This window comes from Xanthomonas sp. JAI131 (genome assembly GCF_013410075.1).
GTDB lineage: Bacteria > Pseudomonadota > Gammaproteobacteria > Xanthomonadales > Xanthomonadaceae > Xanthomonas_A > Xanthomonas_A bonasiae.
The window spans coordinates 1,225,010-1,241,787 of record NZ_JACCCN010000001.1; the positions used below are offsets into that span (position 1 = coordinate 1,225,010).

Sequence of the window (16,778 nt, forward strand, 5' to 3'; positions counted from 1 at the left end):
TCAGCCCCGACGCTCTATCGATAACGGCGTCGGGGCTGAAGCCCCTCCCACAAGGTTTTGCACGATATGCCGCAGGCGACGAGCGCGCGAGCCGTTCCGGCGCGCGGCATATCTGCCTTGGTCAGGACAGCTGCGGCGCCGCCACGCCGCGGCCACCGCGGGCGCGGCGCACCAGGTGCGCCACGCCGCCACTGAGATCGTCGAGGATCGCGTAGATGGTCGGCAGGAACAGGAGGCTGACCACGGTGGAGAACGCCAGGCCGCCGGCGATCGCGCGCGCCATCGGGTAGTAGGCCGGGCCGTCGCCGAACATCTGCGTGGTGGTCAGCGAGATCGGCACCATCGCCAGGATCGCGGTGCCCATGGTCATCATGATCGGCCGCAAGCGCTCGCGCGACCCTTCCACCAGCGCCTCGGTGCGGCCCAGGCCGCGCCGGCGCAGGTTGTTGATGTGCTCGATCATCACGATGCCGTTGTTCACCACCACGCCCATCAGCACCAGGATGCCGATGAAGGCCATGATCCCGAAGTTGGTGCCGGTGATCCAGAACAGCCAGAACACGCCGAAGATCGAGAACAGCACGCCGCTCATGATCGCCGCCGGGAACAGCAGCGATTCGAACACCGCGGCCATCACCACGTAGATCATCAACAGCGCGATCAGCAGATTGAACATCATCTGTTGGCCGGCCTTGTCCTCGTCCTGGCCATCGGCGCCATCGAAACTGTAGTGGTAGCCGGCCGGGAAGCTGACGCCCTTGAGCGTGTCCTCCATCGCCTGCTTGGCCTCCGCCGGCGTGACCTTGACCCCGAGGTTGGCGGTGATGGTCAGCGTGGTCTGCCGGTTGGTGCGCCCGATCTGGGTCGCCGCCGGCCGCGTCTGCACGTCCACCAGGCTCAGCAACGGCACGCTGCGCCCGTCCTTGGTGCGCACGTTGAAGCTGTCCAGGTCCTCGGGCGTAGTCTCCTCGGCGCCGGCGAAGCGGACCCACACCGGCACCTCGTTGTCGCCGCGGCGGAACTCGCGCAGCGAGGCGCCGCGCAGCGCCAGGCCGACGAAGCTGGCGACCTGCTCGGCGTTGAAGCCGAACGCCGAGGCGCGGTCTCGATCCACCCGCACCGCCAGCTCGGTGGTGCGGTCGCCGGTGTCCACGCGCACGTCGCGCAATTCCTTGCGCCGCGCCAGCAGCGGCACCACGTCGTCGGCGATCGCGCGCAGCGTCTGGGTGGAATCGCCGACCAGTTGCACCTGCACGCTCTGCGCGCCGCTGCCCTGTCCATTGCCGTTGCCGTTGCTGCCGACGCTGTAGTCGGCCAGCGCCGAGCGCGGCAGCTCCTTGCGGATCTGTTCGATCAGCGCCTGCAGGTCGCGCACCTGCTTGAGGTCCACGGTCAGCGTGGTGCTGCTGCCTTCCACTTCGCTGAACCACGAGTACACCTGAGTGACGTGGTAACGCTGGCGGCGCGCGTCGATGAAGCGTTCGAGCTTGGCGACCTCGGTGGACAGCTGCTCGCGCGTATACGACCCCTTCCACTGGTAGCCGATGAAGATCTGCTCGCCGCCGTCGCCGCCGAACATGTCCTTCTTCGTCTGCAGCATCGGCACCACGCTGAGCGCGGTGATCAGCGCGATCGCGGCCACGCTCCAGCCGCGATGGGCCAGCGACCAGCGCAGCACGCGGGCATAGCGGCGCTGCAGGCGCGGGATCAGGCCGCGCTCGGAGCGGACCAGCGCCGGCGTGCGCATGCGCGCGGACAGCATCGGGATGAGGCTCACCGCCACCAGCCACGAGGCCAGCAGCGACACCGAGATGGTGATCGCGATCTGCGCCATGAAGATGCTGATGTTGTTGGTTTCGCCGAACAGGTTCGGCACGAACACGATGCAGTGGCACAGGGTGCCGGCCGACAGCGCGATGGCCACGTTGCGGGTGCCGATGATCGAGGCCAGCTGCGGCTGGTCCGGCATGCGCTCGCGTTCCTGGTAGATGCTCTCCACCACCACCACCGCGTTGTCCACCAGCATGCCCACCGCCAGCAGCAGGCCCATCATGGTCAGGATGTTGAGGGTCACCCCGGCGAAGTACATGAAACCCAGGGTGATGGTGAAGCAGATCGGGATCGCCAGGGTCACCATCAGCGTCGACGGCCAGTGGCGCAGGAAGAAGAACAGCACCGTCACCGACAGCAGCAGGCCGACCCCGCCGGCCTCGGCCAGTTCGGTCAGCGACGAGGTCACCGCCTTGCCCTGGTTGTCGATGACCTTGACCTGCACGTCGCTGAGCGCCGGCTGGGTGCGGATCTGCTCCACCTCGGCCAGCACCGCGCGCGACACCTCGACCAGGTTGGCGCTGCGTTCCTTGTACACGTCCAGGCCCACCGCCGGGCGCCCGTCCAGGCGCCGGCCGTAGTTCATCCGGGTCGGCTTCAGCCGGATGTCGGCGATATCGCCCAGGCGCAAGCCCTTGTTGTCGATGACCAGGTCGCGCAGTTCCTGCAGGTCGCGCAGTTCGCCGACCGGCTGCACCCGCAGGCGCTGGCCGTGGTCGTCGATCTGCCCGGCCGACAGCGAGAAATTGAGCTTGCCCAGGCGCTCGCTGAGATCGTTGAGGCTGAGGTTGTGCGCGCTGAGCCGGTCCGGCGCGATCGCGATCTCCACCTCGTTCGGCGGCGCGCCGGACACTTCCACCTTGGCCACGCCGGGGATGCGTTCCAGGCGCCGCTTGAACTCGCGGTCGAGCATGTCGTAAGCGCCGGTCAGGTCGGCCGCGCCAGCCAGGCGCACCTTCAATACCGGCTCGTCGCTGCTGGACCACTTGAACACGTGGTAGCGCTGCAGGTCGTCGGGCAGGTCGGCGCGGATCGCGTCGATGCGCTCGCGCGCGTCGGAGGCGGCGATGGCGATGTCGCGATCCCAATCGGAGAACTCGATGAAGATGTTGGCGCCGTCGGCGGTCGCGGTCGAGCGCATGCGCTTGATCCCGGTCATCGTCGCCAGCGCTTCCTCGGTCGGCCGCACCAGGTTGCGTTCGACCTCGTCGGGAGTCGAGCCGCTGTAGGGCAACTGCACGAACAGGAACGGCGCGGAGATATCCGGCAACGCCTCCAGCGGCAACCGGAACGCCGCGATCAATCCGACCACCACCAGCGACACGAAGCACATGATGGTGGTGATCGGACGGCGGATGCTGAACTCGGCGACGCTCATGCCGGTTCACCCGCGCCGTCGCCTGCGCCGTGGCCAAGCCCTTCCAGACGCCGCCGCGCGCGCTGCCCGCGCTCGGCGTAATAGCCGTCGGCGCGACGATCCAGGCGGTCGTAGACCACCGGGATCACCACCAGCGTCAGCAGCGTGGACACCAGCAGGCCGCCGATCACGGTGATCGCCATCGGCGCGCGCACTTCGGCGCCCTCGCCCGCCGCCACCGCCAGCGGCAGGAAGCCGAACAGCGTGCACAGCGTGGTCATGATGATCGGCCGCAAGCGCGAGCGCGCGCCCTCGATCAGCGCCTCGCGCTTGGCCACGCCCTCCTCGCGCAGCTGGTTGACCTTGTCGATCAGGATGATCGCGTTCTTGGTCACCAGCCCGACCAGCAGGATCAGGCCGATGAACACCACCACCGATACCGGCTTGCCGGTCAGCAGCAGCGCCAGTACCGCGCCGACCATCGCCAGCGGGATGGTGAACAGGATCACGAACGGGTGCAGCAGCGATTCGAACTGCGAGGCCATCACCAGGTACACCAGGAAGATCGCCAGGCCGAACGCGAACAGCAGCGACTTGGCCGACTGCGCCAGTTCCTCGCCCTGCCCGCCGATGTGCATGCCGACGCCGGCTCCGAGCGGCTCGCGCGCGACCATGTCCTGCACCTCGCGCACCGCGCCGCCCAGGTCGATGTCGCGCAGGTTGGCCGACACGATCGCCACACGGATCTGGTCGGCGCGGTGGATCTCGCTGGGACCGGTGGTGGCGACCACGTCGGCGACCGCATCCAGCGTCACCGGCTTGCTGCTGCCGGGATTGACGATCAGCCGGCGGATGCTGTCGACGCTGGCGCGGTCGCTCTGCTGCGCGCGCACCAGCACGTCGATCTTGCGGTCGCGGAAGCTGTAGCGGGTGGCGACGTCGCCGCGCACCTTCTTCACCACCACGTCGGCGATCTGCCGCGTGGTCAGGCCCAGCGCACCGGCACGTTCCTGGTCGAAGCGGATCTGGATTTCCGGGAAACCCTCTTCCACCGTCGATTTCACGTCGGCGTAGTGGCCATTGCCGCGCAACATCGCGGTCAGCTTCTGGCCGGCGTGCTGGATCGTCTCCAGGTCCTGCCCGCGCAGCTCGATTTCCAGCGGCGTGGAGAAACTGAACAGCTCCGGGCGGCTGAAACCGACCTGCACGCCCGGATGCTTGCGCATCGTCGCGCGCATGCGGTCGCTCTGCTGCGCCTCGAACTGCGCGCTGCCGCCGCCGGCCATGGCGATGGTCAGCTTGCCGATGTTCTCGCCGCTTTCGGTGGGGCTGGCATCGAGCCGGGTGCCGCTGCCGCTGACGCCGTACAGCGCCTGCACGCCGGCGTCCTTGCCGTGGGTTTCCTGCAGTTCGCGCACCAACGCATCGGTCTGCCGCAACGGCGTGCCGGCCGGCAGCTTCACCGTCATCTCGAAGCGGTCCTGCGCCAACTGCGGGATCAGGTCGGCGCCAAGTATCGGCACCACTGCCAGCGTCGCCGCGAACGCCAGCGCAGCCAGGCCCAGCACCTGCCACGGCCGCGCCAACGCGCCCGGCAGCAGCCGCAGATAGCCGCGTTCGGCGCGCGCATACGGCGCCATCGCCAGGTCGCTGGCCTTGCGCATCACCGGCGCGATCACCGCCACGCCGCCGCGCCACAGCCGCACCACCAGCCACGCCACGCCGAAGAAACTGCCGCGCACCGCCGCGGCGGCACCGCGCCGGCCCCACGCCACCGGCTTCAGCCAGCCGCGCTGCGGCTGCCATTGCGGCTGCTCGGGTTCGGGCGGGAACGCCAGCGGCGGGCGTCCCTTCAGCGAACTGAGCATCGGGATCAGGGTCATCGACACCACCAGCGAGATCGCGATGGCGATCGCCACGGTCAGGGCCTGATCGCGGAACAACTGTCCGGCCACGCCCTCGACGAACACCAGCGGCAGGAACACCGCGATCGTGGTCAGGGTCGAGGCGACCACCGCCATGCTCACCTCGCGGGTGCCGGCGATCGCCGCATCGAGGATGCTCAGGCCGCGCTCGCGCGCCTTGGCGATGCTCTCCAGCACCACGATCGAATCGTCCACCACCAGCCCGGTGGCCAGCGCCAGTCCGCCCAGCGACATCACGTTCAAGCTCAGCCCGAGCTGGCCCATGAAGAAGAACGTGGCCACGATCGACACCGGCAGCGACAGACTGATCACGAACGTGCTCCAGCCGTCGCGCAGGAACAGGAAGATGATCAGGATCGCCAGCAGGCCGCCGATCACCGCGTCCTTCTTGACGTCGCCGATGGCGTGCTCGATGAAGCGCGACTGGTCTTCCAGCGTGGTCAGTTCCACGTCCGGCGGGATCTGCGTCTTCAGCTGCTCCAGGCGCTTGCGCAACGCCGCCGCGGTGGACACGGTGTTGGCGTCGCCTTCCTTGTAGATCGCCAGTTCCACCGCTTCCTTGCCGCCCAGGCGGATGATCGCCTCGCGCTCCTTGTAGCCCTGCCGCACCTCGGCCACGTCCTTCAACCGCACCGGCATGCCGTTGGCGATGGTGGTGGTGGAACTGGACGAGGCGCTCTGCGCCGCCGAGGCCGCGGCCAGCGCCGCTTCCGAGCCGGTCGAGGCGGCGATCGCGTACATCTGCTGCATCGCCGAGTCGGCGGCGCTGCTGCCCGCGCCCTGGGTGGTCAGCAGCAGGTTGCGGATCTCGTCCAGATCCACGAACTGGTTGACCGTGCGCACCAGGTAGCGCTGCGAGCCCTGCTCCAGGCGCCCGCCGGAGATGTTGATGTTCTCTTCCTTGAGCCGGGTGATGACGTTGTCGATCGGCAGGCTCAGCTGCGCCAGCCGCTGCTGGTCGATGTCGACCTGGATCTCGTCTTCCAGCCCGCCGCCGACCTTGACCGCGGCCACGCCGGCCACCGGCTCCAGCTTCTTCTTCAGGTCTTCGTCGGCATAGCGGCGCAACTGGGTCAGCGCGCGCACCGCATCGGCGTCGCTGGCCGGCGTCGCCTTGCTCGCCAGCACCAGGCGCATGATCGGCTCGGTGGACGGATTGAAGCGCAGCAGTACCGGCGCCTTGGCTTCCAGCGGCAGCTCCAGCGCCTCCATCTTGTCGCGCACCTCCAGGCTGGCCTGGTCCATGTTGGTGCCCCAGGCGAACTCCAGCACCACGTCGCTCTGCCCGGTGCGCGACACCGACTTGAGCTTGCGCAGGTTCTTGACCACGCCGACCGCTTCCTCGACCGGCTCGGTCACCAGCGTCTCGATCTCCGACGGCGCCGCGCCGGTGTACTCGGTGCGCACGGTCAGGGTCGGATAGCTCAGGTCGGGCAGCAGGTTGACCTTGAGGCTGTTCAGCGCGATCACGCCGAACAGCAGCAGCGTCACCGTGGCCATCGCGATGGTGACGCGGCGGCGCGTGGCGAATTCGACCAGCCCACCGCCGCGCACGCCCGGCGGCGAATGTTCGTGCGGATCGCTGCCGTGATCGGAACCGGCGCTGGTCATCAGTGCGCTCCGACCGCGGCGCCGCCGCCGACCTCAGCGACCTCGCGCTGCGGCGCGATCACCTGCACGCGGCTGCCGTCGCGCAAGGCGACCTTGCCGGCGGTGACCACCTGGTCGCCGGGCTGCAGGCCGTCGCGGATCTCCACCCACGGGCCTTCGGAGTAGCCCAGCTTGACCGGCACCCGCGTGACCTTGCCGGCACTGACCCGGAACACGGCCGGCTCGCCGTCGTCGAGCAGCGCCAGGCGCGGCACCACCAGCGCATCGGCGCGCTGGTCGTAGTCGATGCGGATGCGCCCGAACATGCCAGGCTGCAAGGCTTCGGCCCCTTCCTCGAACGCGCACACCACGCGGAACGTGCCGCTGCCCGAATCCACCACCGGCGCGATGCGATCGACCTTGCCGAGGTACTGCTTGCCCGGCAGCGCATCGGCCAGCAGCGTCACCGGCTGCCCGGCCTTGAGCGTGGCCAGCTCGCGCTCGGGCACGTTGAGCGTGGCTTCCAGGCGCGAGTCGTCGACGATGCGGAAGATCGGCGTATTGATCTGCACGAAGTTGCCGGTCTTGATCGAACGCGACGCGATCACTCCGGAGATCGGCGCGACCACCGTCGCGTAGGACAGCTCCAGCGACGCCAGCTGGTGCTGCGCGCGCACGTTGGCCAGGTCGTACTTGATCTGGTCGACGTCGGCAGCGCTGACCAGTTGCTGGCCGACCAGTTGCTCCGAGCGCCGGTAGTTGTTCTCCAGCTTGCGCAGCTGCGCCTCGCTCTGCGCCACCGCCAGCCGCGCGCGGTCCGGATCCAGCCGCACCAGCGGCTGCCCGGCGCGGACCTGCTGGCCCTCCTCGGCCAGCACCGCCAGCGCCACGCCGGAGGTCTTGGCCACCACCTGCGATTCGGCGCGCGCCTCCAGCGCCGCGGTGCCGCTGTAGCTGGCCGCCACCGCGCGCCGGCTGGCCTTGGCCACCTCGACCGGGACCGCGTCGGGCGCCTTCTCGGCCTCCTTGGCCTTGGCCTGCGCATCGCCGGCCGCCGGCTTGCAGCCGCCGAGCAACAGCGTGGAGGTGATCAACAGCGCGGCGGCGCAGCTGGCGGTGCGTCGGCGCGTGGAATATCGCGTCATCGTCGTGTCCCTGGTGGATGGCGTGAATGGTGTTGTAGGTAAGTAGATCACCTGATGACGCCCAGGTGAATGAGCCAAAGGTCATGGTCCACCGCACGGTGCGGCGTGAGGATTCCCAAGGCCTGTTTCGGAGCCGCGAAAGGCCAGGCTATACTCGGGTCGTTCCGTGTTCCCCCACGCCGGAACTCCCAGTCCCGTCCTCCGGACCACGAAACCATGCGCACGCAGCCGCTAGCCGCTTGTTTTGCTTTGGCCGTACTCGTTTCTCTCGGGGTTGCCCCGGCCGCGGCGCAGACCGCGCCGGCGCCCGCCGCTCCCGCCCCAGCCGCCGCCCCGGCGGCGCCCGCTGCCGCCGTCGGCCATGCCGACAACGGCAGACTGCTGACCTATACCTGCCAGGGCTGCCACGGCGTCACCGGCTACAAGAATGCCTACCCGAGCTACCGCGTTCCCAAGATCGGCGGCCAGTCGGCGCAGTACCTGACCCAGGCGCTGACCGAATACCGGCTCGGCAAGCGCAAGCATCCGACCATGCAGGCCCAGGCGGAGAGCTTCTCCGACCAGGACATCGCCGACATCGCCGCTTACCTGACCACCCTCAAGTAGCCATCCCATGCCGAAAGCCGCGCACGCATTGCGTCCCGCCATCGTCCTGCTTGCTGCCCTGTGCCTGGGGGCGTGTTCGCAATCGCAGGTGGAATCCACCAGCCAGTCCGCCGGCGACCCCGGCCACGCCAGCGGCGAACATGGGTCCGGCTCGTCCGCCGGCCTGCCGAGCGGGCGTGCCGCCGCCGGCGAGAAGCTGGCCCACGCCAAGGGCAAGGCCACCGGGCAGAGCTGCATCGACTGCCACGGCGCCGACGGCAACGCGCCGATCGACCCGAGCTATCCCAAGCTCGGCGGCCAGTACGGCGACTATGTCGCGCATGCCCTGCAGGCGTACCGTGCCGGCGATCGCCAGCATCCGCTGATGACCCCGCAGGCGGCGCCGCTCAGCGACCAGGACATCGCCGACCTGGCGGCGTATTTCGGATCGCGCGCCACCCAGCTGCGCGACCTGCACGGCGTGAAGTGATCGCGGCGCCGGCATCTTGCCGGCACCGGTTTCCACCGCAAGTCCGCACGCCAAACGCGGCATAGCCGGCGTCAGGTGCCCGGCTTCGTGCCGGACCGGCCGAGATCGGCGAGGCGGTGTGTGCGCATCTGGATTGAGCGCGATCGCCCGCATGTCGGCGGCGAGCCACCTTTCTGTAGGCGCGGCGAACGCGATCCGGCCTTGCGCCGGTCTCGGCGATCGGTCGCGGCCGAAGCCGCTCCTACTGTGCATTCAACCCGTCGGCCGCGAGTTCTGTAGGAGCGGCTTCAGCCGCGACAGGCATCTACCGATAGATTCTGTGGTGGCTGAAGCCGCACCTGCAGGATGGCCGCATCAGCAAGATGGCCGCGCCTGCAGAATGCAGGAGGCAGGCGTCTGCATGTTGGCGAATCGCTGTCGCATGCGTGCCGGGCAATCACGGCTGGCTGGACGCCACAGCGCAGATGCGCGAACTCCCGGCGCCTACTTCACGCTGCCGTTGTCTTCCTGCAGGCCCGGCTTGAACGGCACCGCCGGCGGCGGCCGCGCGCCGGCGGGTTGGTCGTTGAGGTTCGGATCGGTGATGCCGCAGCCGCCGCCCAGCTGCAGGATCGAGACCACGCAGGAAATGCTGCTGGTGGTGCCGGGAATCGGGATGTTGACGGTCTTGATGCCGCGCCGCACCCACTCTTCCAGCAGCGTCGCGTTCGGCAACCAATACTTGTCGAACGAGGTCGGCTTGTAGTCGTACGGCGGACGCTTGAGCCACTGCCCGGCATTGGCGATCTGGTCGCGCGACCAACTGTCAGTCTCGCTGCCGGGCGCGCCGCGCGGCGGCGCCTTGCCCTGCCCTTCGCCGCCAGGCACGCGCACGCTGCCATCGCCGTTGAACATGCCATTGCGCTGGCTGGCGCCGGCTCCGGCGTCGCCGGCGCGGTTGCGCGCCGAAGCGCCCCAGTCGTCGCCGCGTTGCGGCGTCGCCCAGCCGCCGTCGTGCGCGACCGCCGCCGGACCGCTGCCCGGCGCGGCCGCCTGGCTGCCGGGCGGCGCGGCACCGCTGCCAGCTGGCGTTCGCGACTCGGCCTTGCCTTGCGCCGCGGCGCTGGTCTGGGCCGCCGCCTGCGCCGAGGCCGCGCCAGTTGCCGATGCGCTTGCCGGCACCTCGGGCTGCACCGCCGCTGGCGGCGTCGGCGTCGCCGCCGTTGCAGGCGTCGGCAGTTCGATCTGCCGCACCTGCGGCGCCTCCGGCGTGCGCAGCGTCGGTGCGGGATCGCGCGCGCGGATCTGCGGCATCTGCACCTGGACCTGCGGCAGCGGCTCGGGCACTTCGCGCTCGCGTACCTGCAACTGGGGTTCCGACGGGCGCGGCACCGGCACTTCGCGCGGACGGATCTGCGCCACCGCCGGCATCTCGGTGACCACTTCGACTTCGCGCTCCGGCACCTGCACGCTCGGCGGCGCGATCTCGCGCAGGGTCAGCGTCGGTTCGCGCACGCTGGGCGGCGGCAGCACGAAATCGCTGCTCGGCTGCGCAGTCTCGGTGACCTGCAGCGGCTGATCCGGCGGCGGCGGCGGTGGACTGGGCGCCGCCTGCGCGGTGCTCGCCGCTGGCGTGGCGGAGGCGGCCGGCGCCGCGGCTGCGGTCTTGGGCTGGGTGACGGCCGTCGTCGCCGCGGCCCGCTGCGCACTCGCCGCTGCGGCTTGCGCGGCGGCAGCGGCCGCCGGGTCTTGCGCGTCCGCGCCGCCACCGGTCTCGGCCGGCGTGCCGCGGCCGACGAATTCCACCTGCACGCGCCCGGCCTCGCTCGCCTCCGGGCGCGGCGGCAACAGGCGCACGAAGGCGACCCACAGCAGGAACAGCGCGAACAGCAGATGCAAGGCCAGGCTGACCAGCGCCGCGATCCGCCGCCACCAGCGCTGGTCGTACGGGGCCGGGTCCCAGTCCTGCCACCACAGGCGGCGGAATGCCTGCCATGGACTCAATGCGGGCAGGCGCGAGGTCGGTGCCGGCGCCGGTTGCGGCAACGCCGCGATCAACTCGGAGGAGACGAACGGACGCGGCTTGACCGGCTGCGAGGAGATCCAGTGCGCCCAGCCGTACGGCAGGCCGGTGCGGCGATCGCGCAGCAGCTTGCGCGGCGAGCGCGCCAACAGCGCGGCGAGGATGTCGGCGGCGCGCGTCACCGGCGTAGCGGAGGAATCAGGCCGCGGAATCGCGCGGGATGTACGGGGCGCTGCCGCTGTCGTGGTCGGTGGCGTCGCGCACGGCGGTGATGCCCGGCACGCGTCCCATCAGCGTCTTCTCGATGCCCTGCTTCAGGGTCACGTCGGCCATGCCGCAGCCGTGGCAGCCGCCGCCGAAGCGCAGCAGCACCACGCCCTCGGCCGACACTTCCTGCACCGCCACGCGGCCGCCGTGCTGGGCCAGCTGCGGATTGACCTCGTTCTCGACCACCCAGCGCACCCGCTCGACCAGCGAAGCGGCCTCGCCCGGCGCCTCGCCCTTGATCTTCGGCGCCTTGATCGTCAGCTGCTGGCCGGTGCCCTGGGTGACGTAGTCGATCTCGGCGCCGTCCAGCCAGCCGACGCTGTCGGCGGCCACATACAGGGTGAAGCCGGCGCAGTCGATCGCCCATTCGTCGCCGGCCAGGTCCGCCGGCTCGGCGAACTCCAGCCGCGCGTCGGCGCGTGCGGTGCCGGGATCGACCGCGCTCAGGCGCACGCCCATGCCGGGCACGGCCTCGCGTTCGAGCAGTTTGCGGAAATGGGTCTGCGCGTTGTCGGAGATCTGGATCATGCGGTTATTCTAACGCTTCCACGCGACCGGCTCATCGCGAACTTTTCCCATCGGCGGCGCGTTCAGCCAGCCTGCCGCGGAGGCTCCAACAATGAACGACCTGATCCCGCTCGCACAGGCCCATTGCTCGCCCTGCAAGGGCAGCGAATACAAGCTCACCCAGGCGCGCCTGGCCGAATTGCTGCCGCAGGTGCCCGGCTGGGAGCTGGTCGAGAACGGCATGGCGATCAGCCGCACGTTCCGCTTCCCCGACTACTACCGCACCCTGGCGTTCGTGAACGCGCTGGCCTGGATCGCGCACCGCGAAGACCACCACCCCGACCTGGGCGTGCACTACGACCGCGTGGTGGTGCGCTATTCCACCCACGACGTCGGCGGCCTCAGCGAAAACGACTTCATCTGCGCCGCCAAAGCCTCGGCCCTACCGGAATGATCCCCATGCCTGCCGCATCCCGCCGTTCCATCCTCGCCGCCTCCTGCCTGCCGCTCGCTGCCGTCCTGCTGCTCGGCGGCTGCGGCAAGTCCGGGCAATCGCAGACCCAGAGCGTGGCCGCCGCGCCGACCGAAGTCGCCGCGGTGCAGACCCCGCCGCCGGACTACCCGATCGAACTGGCCTGCGCCGGGCTCGGCGGCAAGGCAGTACTGAGCGTGGTGGTCGGCGTGCAGGGCAAGCCCACCGACGTGCAGCTGGTCAGCAGCAGCGGCCAGCCCAAACTCGACGCGTCGGCGCAGCAGCGCGTGCGCGAGTGGATCTTCAAGCCCGCCACGCGCGACGGCAAGGCGGTGCCGCGCACGATCCAGGTGCCGGTCAACTTCAATCCGCCGCAACCGCGGCCGGACCGCTGCTTCGCGCTCGACGCGCAGGCGCACCACTCCAGCTGAACGCGGCCCGCGGGCCGCTTGCGCGCGCCGCCGGCCTTGGCGGTGCGCCCCCTTCACATTCCGCCAGCCTCGCGCCCGCTTTCATCCCTGTCTCCATCCCCCTCTCGACACAGGAGCCGCCTGGCGCATGCTGGATATTCCGTCGCACAACGTATGGATCGCCTTGGCGGTGACCCTGGCCGCCGGCCTGGCCACTGGCCTGGGCAGTGTGCTGGTGCTGTTCACCAAAGGCCCCAATCCGCGCCTGCTCGCCTTCGGCCTGGCCTTCGCCGGCGGCGCGATGGTGTACGTGTCGCTGACCGAGATCCTCGGCAAGTCGGTCGCCTCCTTCAGCCACGCGTTCGATCCGCGGCTGGGCTACGCCTATGCCACGCTGGCGTTCCTGGCCGGCATGGCGCTGATCGTGGTGATCGACCGGCTGGTGCCCAATCCGCACGAAAGCCTCAATGCCCAGGACCCGCTGTTCCGCGCCGACAACCGCGCCTACGTCAAGCGCGTCGGCCTGCTGACCGCCGTGGCGATCACCGCGCACAACTTTCCGGAAGGCCTGGCGACCTTCTTCGCCACCCTTGAAAGCCCGACCGTGGGCATGCCGCTGGCGTTCGCGATCGCCGTGCACAACATCCCCGAAGGCATCGCCATTGCGGTGCCGGTGCACTACGCCACCGGGCGCAAATCCTATGCCTTCGCCGCCAGCCTGCTGTCGGGCCTGGCCGAGCCGATCGGCGCGATCATCGGCTACGTGGCGCTGTCGCGATTCCTGTCCGAGGCGATCTTCGGCTCGGTGTTCGGGGTCATCGCCGGGGTGATGGTGTTCCTGGCCCTGGACGAATTGCTGCCGGCGGCCAAGCGCTACGCAAAGGGCCACGAAACCGTATACGGACTGGTCACCGGCATGGCCACGCTGGCGCTGAGCCTGGTGCTGTTCCGCCTGTCCACCACGCCCTGAGCCGGCAGCGGCGGCCCGGCTGAACGAACGCTGGCGCGCCCGTGTTGCAGCGCTTCGCAGAAAGCTTGCAGACATGCAACACAGAGCATCCTGCGCGCAACTTCCGAACACCACGTCGAAAAGGTGCAGCATGGATATCCGCTCCCTGCCATCAACGAAGTTGACGCTGGCGCTGGTCACCGCGGTGAGCGTGCTGGCGCTGAGTGCGTGCCAACAGCAACCGACGCCTGCACCGGCACCGGCCGCGGCAACCGTCGCCGCGCCCGCGCCCTACGTGCCGCCCAGCGCCGATCAGTTGTACAAGCTGGTCGCGCCGATCGCGCTGTTTCCCGACAAGCTGCTCGCGCAGACCCTGGCCGCCTCGGTGTATCCGGACCAGGTCGGCGATGCCCAGGGCTGGCTGCATAGCAACAGCGGCCTGGCCGCGGCGGACCGTCTGCAGGCGGCGGCAGCGCAGCCATGGGATCCCAGCGTCAAGGCGCTGATCGCCTTTCCCGACGTGGTCGAGCAGTTGGCCAGCAACGGCGACTGGACCCGCGCGCTCGGCGATGCCTATGCGCACGACCCCAACGAGGTGCTGGACGCGATCCAGGTCATGCGCGGGCGGGCGCAGGCGCAGGGCCATCTGCGCAGCACGCCGCAACAACGGGTGCAGGTGGTGCAACGCACCGTGGTGGAACCGGCTTACGAAGACGAGCGGATCCCGCCGCCGCGGCAGACCATCGTCATCGAACCGGCGCAGCCGGATGTCGTCTATGTGCCGCGCTACGATCCGGACGTGGTCTACGGCGCCCCGGTCGACGTGTACCGTGAGTACCGCTACCGTCCGCGGTACTACAGCGAAGGCGATCTGGTGACCGCCGGCATCATCTCCTTCGGCGTCGGCGTGCTGGTCGGCGACGCGCTGGAACACCACCACCACGGCCCGCTGGGCTGGCTGGAACCGGAACCGGCCTGGCACCGCTGGGGCTGGAACAGCTGGGGCATGAACTGGAATGCCCCGCCCTCGGCACCGCACTACGTGGTCTACCAGAACCGCGTGTACGCGCCGCGTACCACCATCATCAACAACAACATCACCAATAACATCAGCAACAACCGGATCGACGCGCGCAGCTTCGTGCACAACGACAACCGCAGCTTCCCGCAGCGGGCCGCGCTGGCGGCGATGCCTGCGGCGGCCGCCGCGGCCGCGTTGGCGCCGCATCTGGCCCAGAACCCGCGCGGCCCCGCGCCGCAGTTCGCACCGGTGGCGGCGCGCCACCCAGTCGACTATGCACAGCTGTCCACACCGCATTTCAACGAACGGATGCTGCAGCCGGGTCGTCCGGTCGTGGCGAATGCGGCGCAGCGGTCGCCGCTGCCCGGGCTGAACGGCCCGAACGCAAACGCAATGAGTGCCGCACGCGATGCGCGTACGCAGTCGCCCTTTGCGCAACCGCCGCACGCGCCGATGCCGATGTCCGCGGCCGATTCCCGCCATGCCATGCCGATGGCCAACGCTGCCGCAGCGCCGCGCCGCGACATGCCGCAGGCGCCGCGCGCCAACGCGCCGATGCCGATGGGGAACATGCAGATGTCGCATGCCGCACAGCCGCGGGCAATGTCGATGCCGGCACCGCACCACGAGGATCCGCGTGCGCAGCAGGCCCGATTCGCCCAGCCCGAGCCGGCACGGCAGGCGCCGCACCAGTTCGCCGCGTTCAATGCGCAGCAGCCGGCACCCGCGCACCGGGAGGCACCGATGCGCGAGTTCCCTGAGCGCGTTCAGGCCATGTCGCGACAGGAACAGCAGCGGCCGCCGATGCAGGAGCAGCGCATGGCGCGGGTCGCATCGCCGCGGCCGCAGCCGATGCACGCGACCGAGCCGCGCCCCGCTTCGCGTCCGCCACAAGCGCATTCCGAGCCGCACCACGAGCACGACCACGAAAAGCACAACGGATAGACGGCACCGGCGGGCGGCGTACACACCGCCGCCCGTCCGCGCCTGGCTCAGCCGCCCAGGCGGCTCAGCGCCTCGGCCAGTTCGTCGGCCAGCGGCGCATTCAGCAGATACGGGGTCTTGCCGCCGTCGAGAGTGAATTCCAGCGACGCGGCATGCAGGAACAGGCGCTTGAGCCCGATCTGCTCGCGCAGGCGCTTGTTGACCGCCGGATCGCCGTACTTGTCGTCGCCGGCGACCGCATGCCCCAGGTGCTGGGCATGCACGCGGATCTGGTGGGTGCGGCCGGTCTCGATCCGCACCTCGCAATAGGAATGCCCGCCGCGCCGCTCCAGCACCCGGAAATGGCTCAGCGACTCCTTGCCGGCCGCGTTAACCTGCACATGGCGCTCGCCGCCCTGGCGCAGGCCGATGTGCAGCGGCGCATCCACGCTCATCACCCCGTCGGGCATGCGCCCGACCAGCAGGGTCAGGTAGCGCTTGCTGATGCCGCGGCCCTCGACCCGGTCGTCCTCGCGCATCAGCGCCTGCATCTCGGTCAGCGCCGAGCGCTTCTTGGCCACGATCAGCAGCCCGGAGGTGTCGCGGTCGAGCCGGTGCACCAGTTCCAGGGTCTGGTTCGGGCGCAGGGCGCGCAAGGTCTCGATCGCGCCGAAGCTGATCCCGCTGCCGCCATGGCTGGCGACCCCGGACGGCTTGTTCAGCGCCAGCAAGCGGGCGTCCTCATAGACGATCGCCGCCTCCAGCCGGGCCATGAACGCGTCCGGCGGCGCGGTCTTCTCGCCCTCCTCGTGCAGCTTTACCGGCGGGATGCGCACCTCGTCGCCCGCCTCCAGCTTGCGCTCGGCCTTGGTGCGGCCGCCGTTGACCCGGACCTGGCCGCTGCGCATCAGCTTGTAGATCAGGCTGCGCGGGGCGCCCTTGAGCTGGCCGAGCAGGAAATTGTCTACACGCTGTCCAGCCCTGTCTTCCGGGACCTTGAGAATGCGCACCGCGCTGGTCGCGACGTCGCGCGGCTTGGGAGGGATCGGGGAAGAAGTCATCAGGCAGTTTATTCTGTTACACTCGGGGGGCGAGATAAGGGTTTGATTTCGTTGGAAGTTAGCTCAGGGCCAGAAGCCCGGCTTGCGACGATTCCGGCACAGTGCGCGACCACCGCCCCCGGGGCGGCCATGTTAGCGGCTCACCGGCCTACCCGGCCATCGCCGGATGCCACAAGCGTCCGCGCTGAACATGCCCCGTGCGGCGCCCAGCCTGGCTGGAGTCGCCGCCGGTCCTGAACCACC

The 16,778-nt window shown here is 69.7% G+C and carries 12 protein-coding genes; 6 read left to right on the forward strand and 6 right to left on the reverse strand.

Translation table 11 applies throughout. The annotated features are described in order from the left end of the window. Window positions 1-121 precede the first annotated feature (121 nt). From HDC36_RS05055 to HDC36_RS05065, 3 genes are read right to left on the reverse strand one after another with little or no spacing between them, the layout of a single operon-like run. Window positions 122-3,208: an efflux RND transporter permease subunit gene (locus HDC36_RS05055; protein ID WP_179564957.1), complete on the reverse strand. Its 3,087-nt coding sequence runs from the start codon at window positions 3,206-3,208 to the stop codon at window positions 122-124. Continuing rightward, window positions 3,205-6,723, reverse strand: a complete 3,519-nt coding sequence (locus HDC36_RS05060; protein WP_179564959.1) for an efflux RND transporter permease subunit — start codon at window positions 6,721-6,723, stop codon at window positions 3,205-3,207. Before HDC36_RS05060 ends, HDC36_RS05055 begins: the two co-directional genes overlap by 4 nt. Continuing rightward, entirely contained in the window at window positions 6,723-7,847 is a 1,125-nt protein-coding gene (locus HDC36_RS05065; protein WP_179564961.1) for an efflux RND transporter periplasmic adaptor subunit, read from the reverse strand. Before HDC36_RS05065 ends, HDC36_RS05060 begins: the two co-directional genes overlap by 1 nt. Before the next feature lie 216 nt (window positions 7,848-8,063). Between HDC36_RS05065 and HDC36_RS05070 the strand changes: the two genes are divergently transcribed. Both HDC36_RS05070 and HDC36_RS05075 read left to right on the forward strand, forming a co-directional pair. Then, complete coding sequence (locus HDC36_RS05070; RefSeq protein WP_179564963.1) at window positions 8,064-8,453, forward strand: cytochrome c; 390 nt, start codon at window positions 8,064-8,066, stop codon at window positions 8,451-8,453. A 7-nt stretch (window positions 8,454-8,460) separates the two neighbouring features. Beyond that, a complete protein-coding gene (locus tag HDC36_RS05075) occupies window positions 8,461-8,922 on the forward strand; it encodes a cytochrome c (RefSeq protein WP_179564965.1) in 462 nt (153 codons plus the stop codon). Window positions 8,923-9,405: 483 nt separating this feature from the next. On the opposite strand, the gene HDC36_RS05080 is transcribed toward HDC36_RS05075, so the two are convergent. Together HDC36_RS05080 and HDC36_RS05085 are read right to left on the reverse strand one after the other, a co-directional pair. Continuing rightward, window positions 9,406-11,106: a hypothetical protein gene (locus HDC36_RS05080; RefSeq protein WP_179564967.1), complete on the reverse strand. Its 1,701-nt coding sequence runs from the start codon at window positions 11,104-11,106 to the stop codon at window positions 9,406-9,408. A gap of 16 nt (window positions 11,107-11,122) precedes the next feature. Beyond that, window positions 11,123-11,719, reverse strand: coding sequence for an NfuA family Fe-S biogenesis protein (locus HDC36_RS05085; RefSeq protein WP_003468698.1), 597 nt, complete (start codon window positions 11,717-11,719; stop codon window positions 11,123-11,125). 91 nt (window positions 11,720-11,810) lie between these two features. Here HDC36_RS05085 and HDC36_RS05090 point away from each other — a divergent pair, with 91 nt between their 5' ends. From HDC36_RS05090 to HDC36_RS05105, 4 genes are all read left to right on the forward strand, one after another. Beyond that, window positions 11,811-12,152 (forward strand): 4a-hydroxytetrahydrobiopterin dehydratase, encoded by a 342-nt coding sequence (locus tag HDC36_RS05090; protein ID WP_145706369.1) that lies wholly within the window; start codon window positions 11,811-11,813, stop codon window positions 12,150-12,152. 5 nt (window positions 12,153-12,157) lie between these two features. Further along, a complete protein-coding gene (locus HDC36_RS05095) occupies window positions 12,158-12,601 on the forward strand; it encodes an energy transducer TonB (RefSeq protein ID WP_225209664.1) in 444 nt (147 codons plus the stop codon). 127 nt (window positions 12,602-12,728) lie between these two features. Next, complete coding sequence (gene zupT / locus HDC36_RS05100; RefSeq protein WP_179564969.1) at window positions 12,729-13,550, forward strand: zinc transporter ZupT; 822 nt, start codon at window positions 12,729-12,731, stop codon at window positions 13,548-13,550. Window positions 13,551-13,680: 130 nt separating this feature from the next. After that, complete coding sequence (locus HDC36_RS05105) at window positions 13,681-15,495, forward strand: DUF3300 domain-containing protein (RefSeq protein ID WP_179564971.1); 1,815 nt, start codon at window positions 13,681-13,683, stop codon at window positions 15,493-15,495. A 47-nt stretch (window positions 15,496-15,542) separates the two neighbouring features. Here HDC36_RS05105 and HDC36_RS05110 read toward each other — a convergent pair whose 3' ends face one another. Further along, window positions 15,543-16,535 (reverse strand): RluA family pseudouridine synthase, encoded by a 993-nt coding sequence (locus HDC36_RS05110; RefSeq protein WP_179564973.1) that lies wholly within the window; start codon window positions 16,533-16,535, stop codon window positions 15,543-15,545. Window positions 16,536-16,778 lie beyond the last annotated feature (243 nt).

What these genes read in the sequence shown, in the direction of transcription:
- HDC36_RS05055 (WP_179564957.1), bottom strand. Translation starts at nt 3,208, where the DNA reads ATGAGCGTCGCCGAGTTCAGCATCCGCCGTCCGATCACCACCATCATG.
- HDC36_RS05060 (WP_179564959.1), bottom strand. Translation starts at nt 6,723, where the DNA reads ATGACCAGCGCCGGTTCCGATCACGGCAGCGATCCGCACGAACATTCG.
- HDC36_RS05065 (WP_179564961.1), bottom strand. Translation starts at nt 7,847, where the DNA reads ATGACGCGATATTCCACGCGCCGACGCACCGCCAGCTGCGCCGCCGCG.
- HDC36_RS05070 (WP_179564963.1), top strand. Translation starts at nt 8,064, where the DNA reads ATGCGCACGCAGCCGCTAGCCGCTTGTTTTGCTTTGGCCGTACTCGTT.
- HDC36_RS05075 (WP_179564965.1), top strand. Translation starts at nt 8,461, where the DNA reads ATGCCGAAAGCCGCGCACGCATTGCGTCCCGCCATCGTCCTGCTTGCT.
- HDC36_RS05085 (WP_003468698.1), bottom strand. Translation starts at nt 11,719, where the DNA reads ATGATCCAGATCTCCGACAACGCGCAGACCCATTTCCGCAAACTGCTC.
- HDC36_RS05090 (WP_145706369.1), top strand. Translation starts at nt 11,811, where the DNA reads ATGAACGACCTGATCCCGCTCGCACAGGCCCATTGCTCGCCCTGCAAG.
- HDC36_RS05095 (WP_225209664.1), top strand. Translation starts at nt 12,158, where the DNA reads ATGCCTGCCGCATCCCGCCGTTCCATCCTCGCCGCCTCCTGCCTGCCG.
- zupT (WP_179564969.1), top strand. Translation starts at nt 12,729, where the DNA reads ATGCTGGATATTCCGTCGCACAACGTATGGATCGCCTTGGCGGTGACC.
- HDC36_RS05105 (WP_179564971.1), top strand. Translation starts at nt 13,681, where the DNA reads ATGGATATCCGCTCCCTGCCATCAACGAAGTTGACGCTGGCGCTGGTC.
- HDC36_RS05110 (WP_179564973.1), bottom strand. Translation starts at nt 16,535, where the DNA reads ATGACTTCTTCCCCGATCCCTCCCAAGCCGCGCGACGTCGCGACCAGC.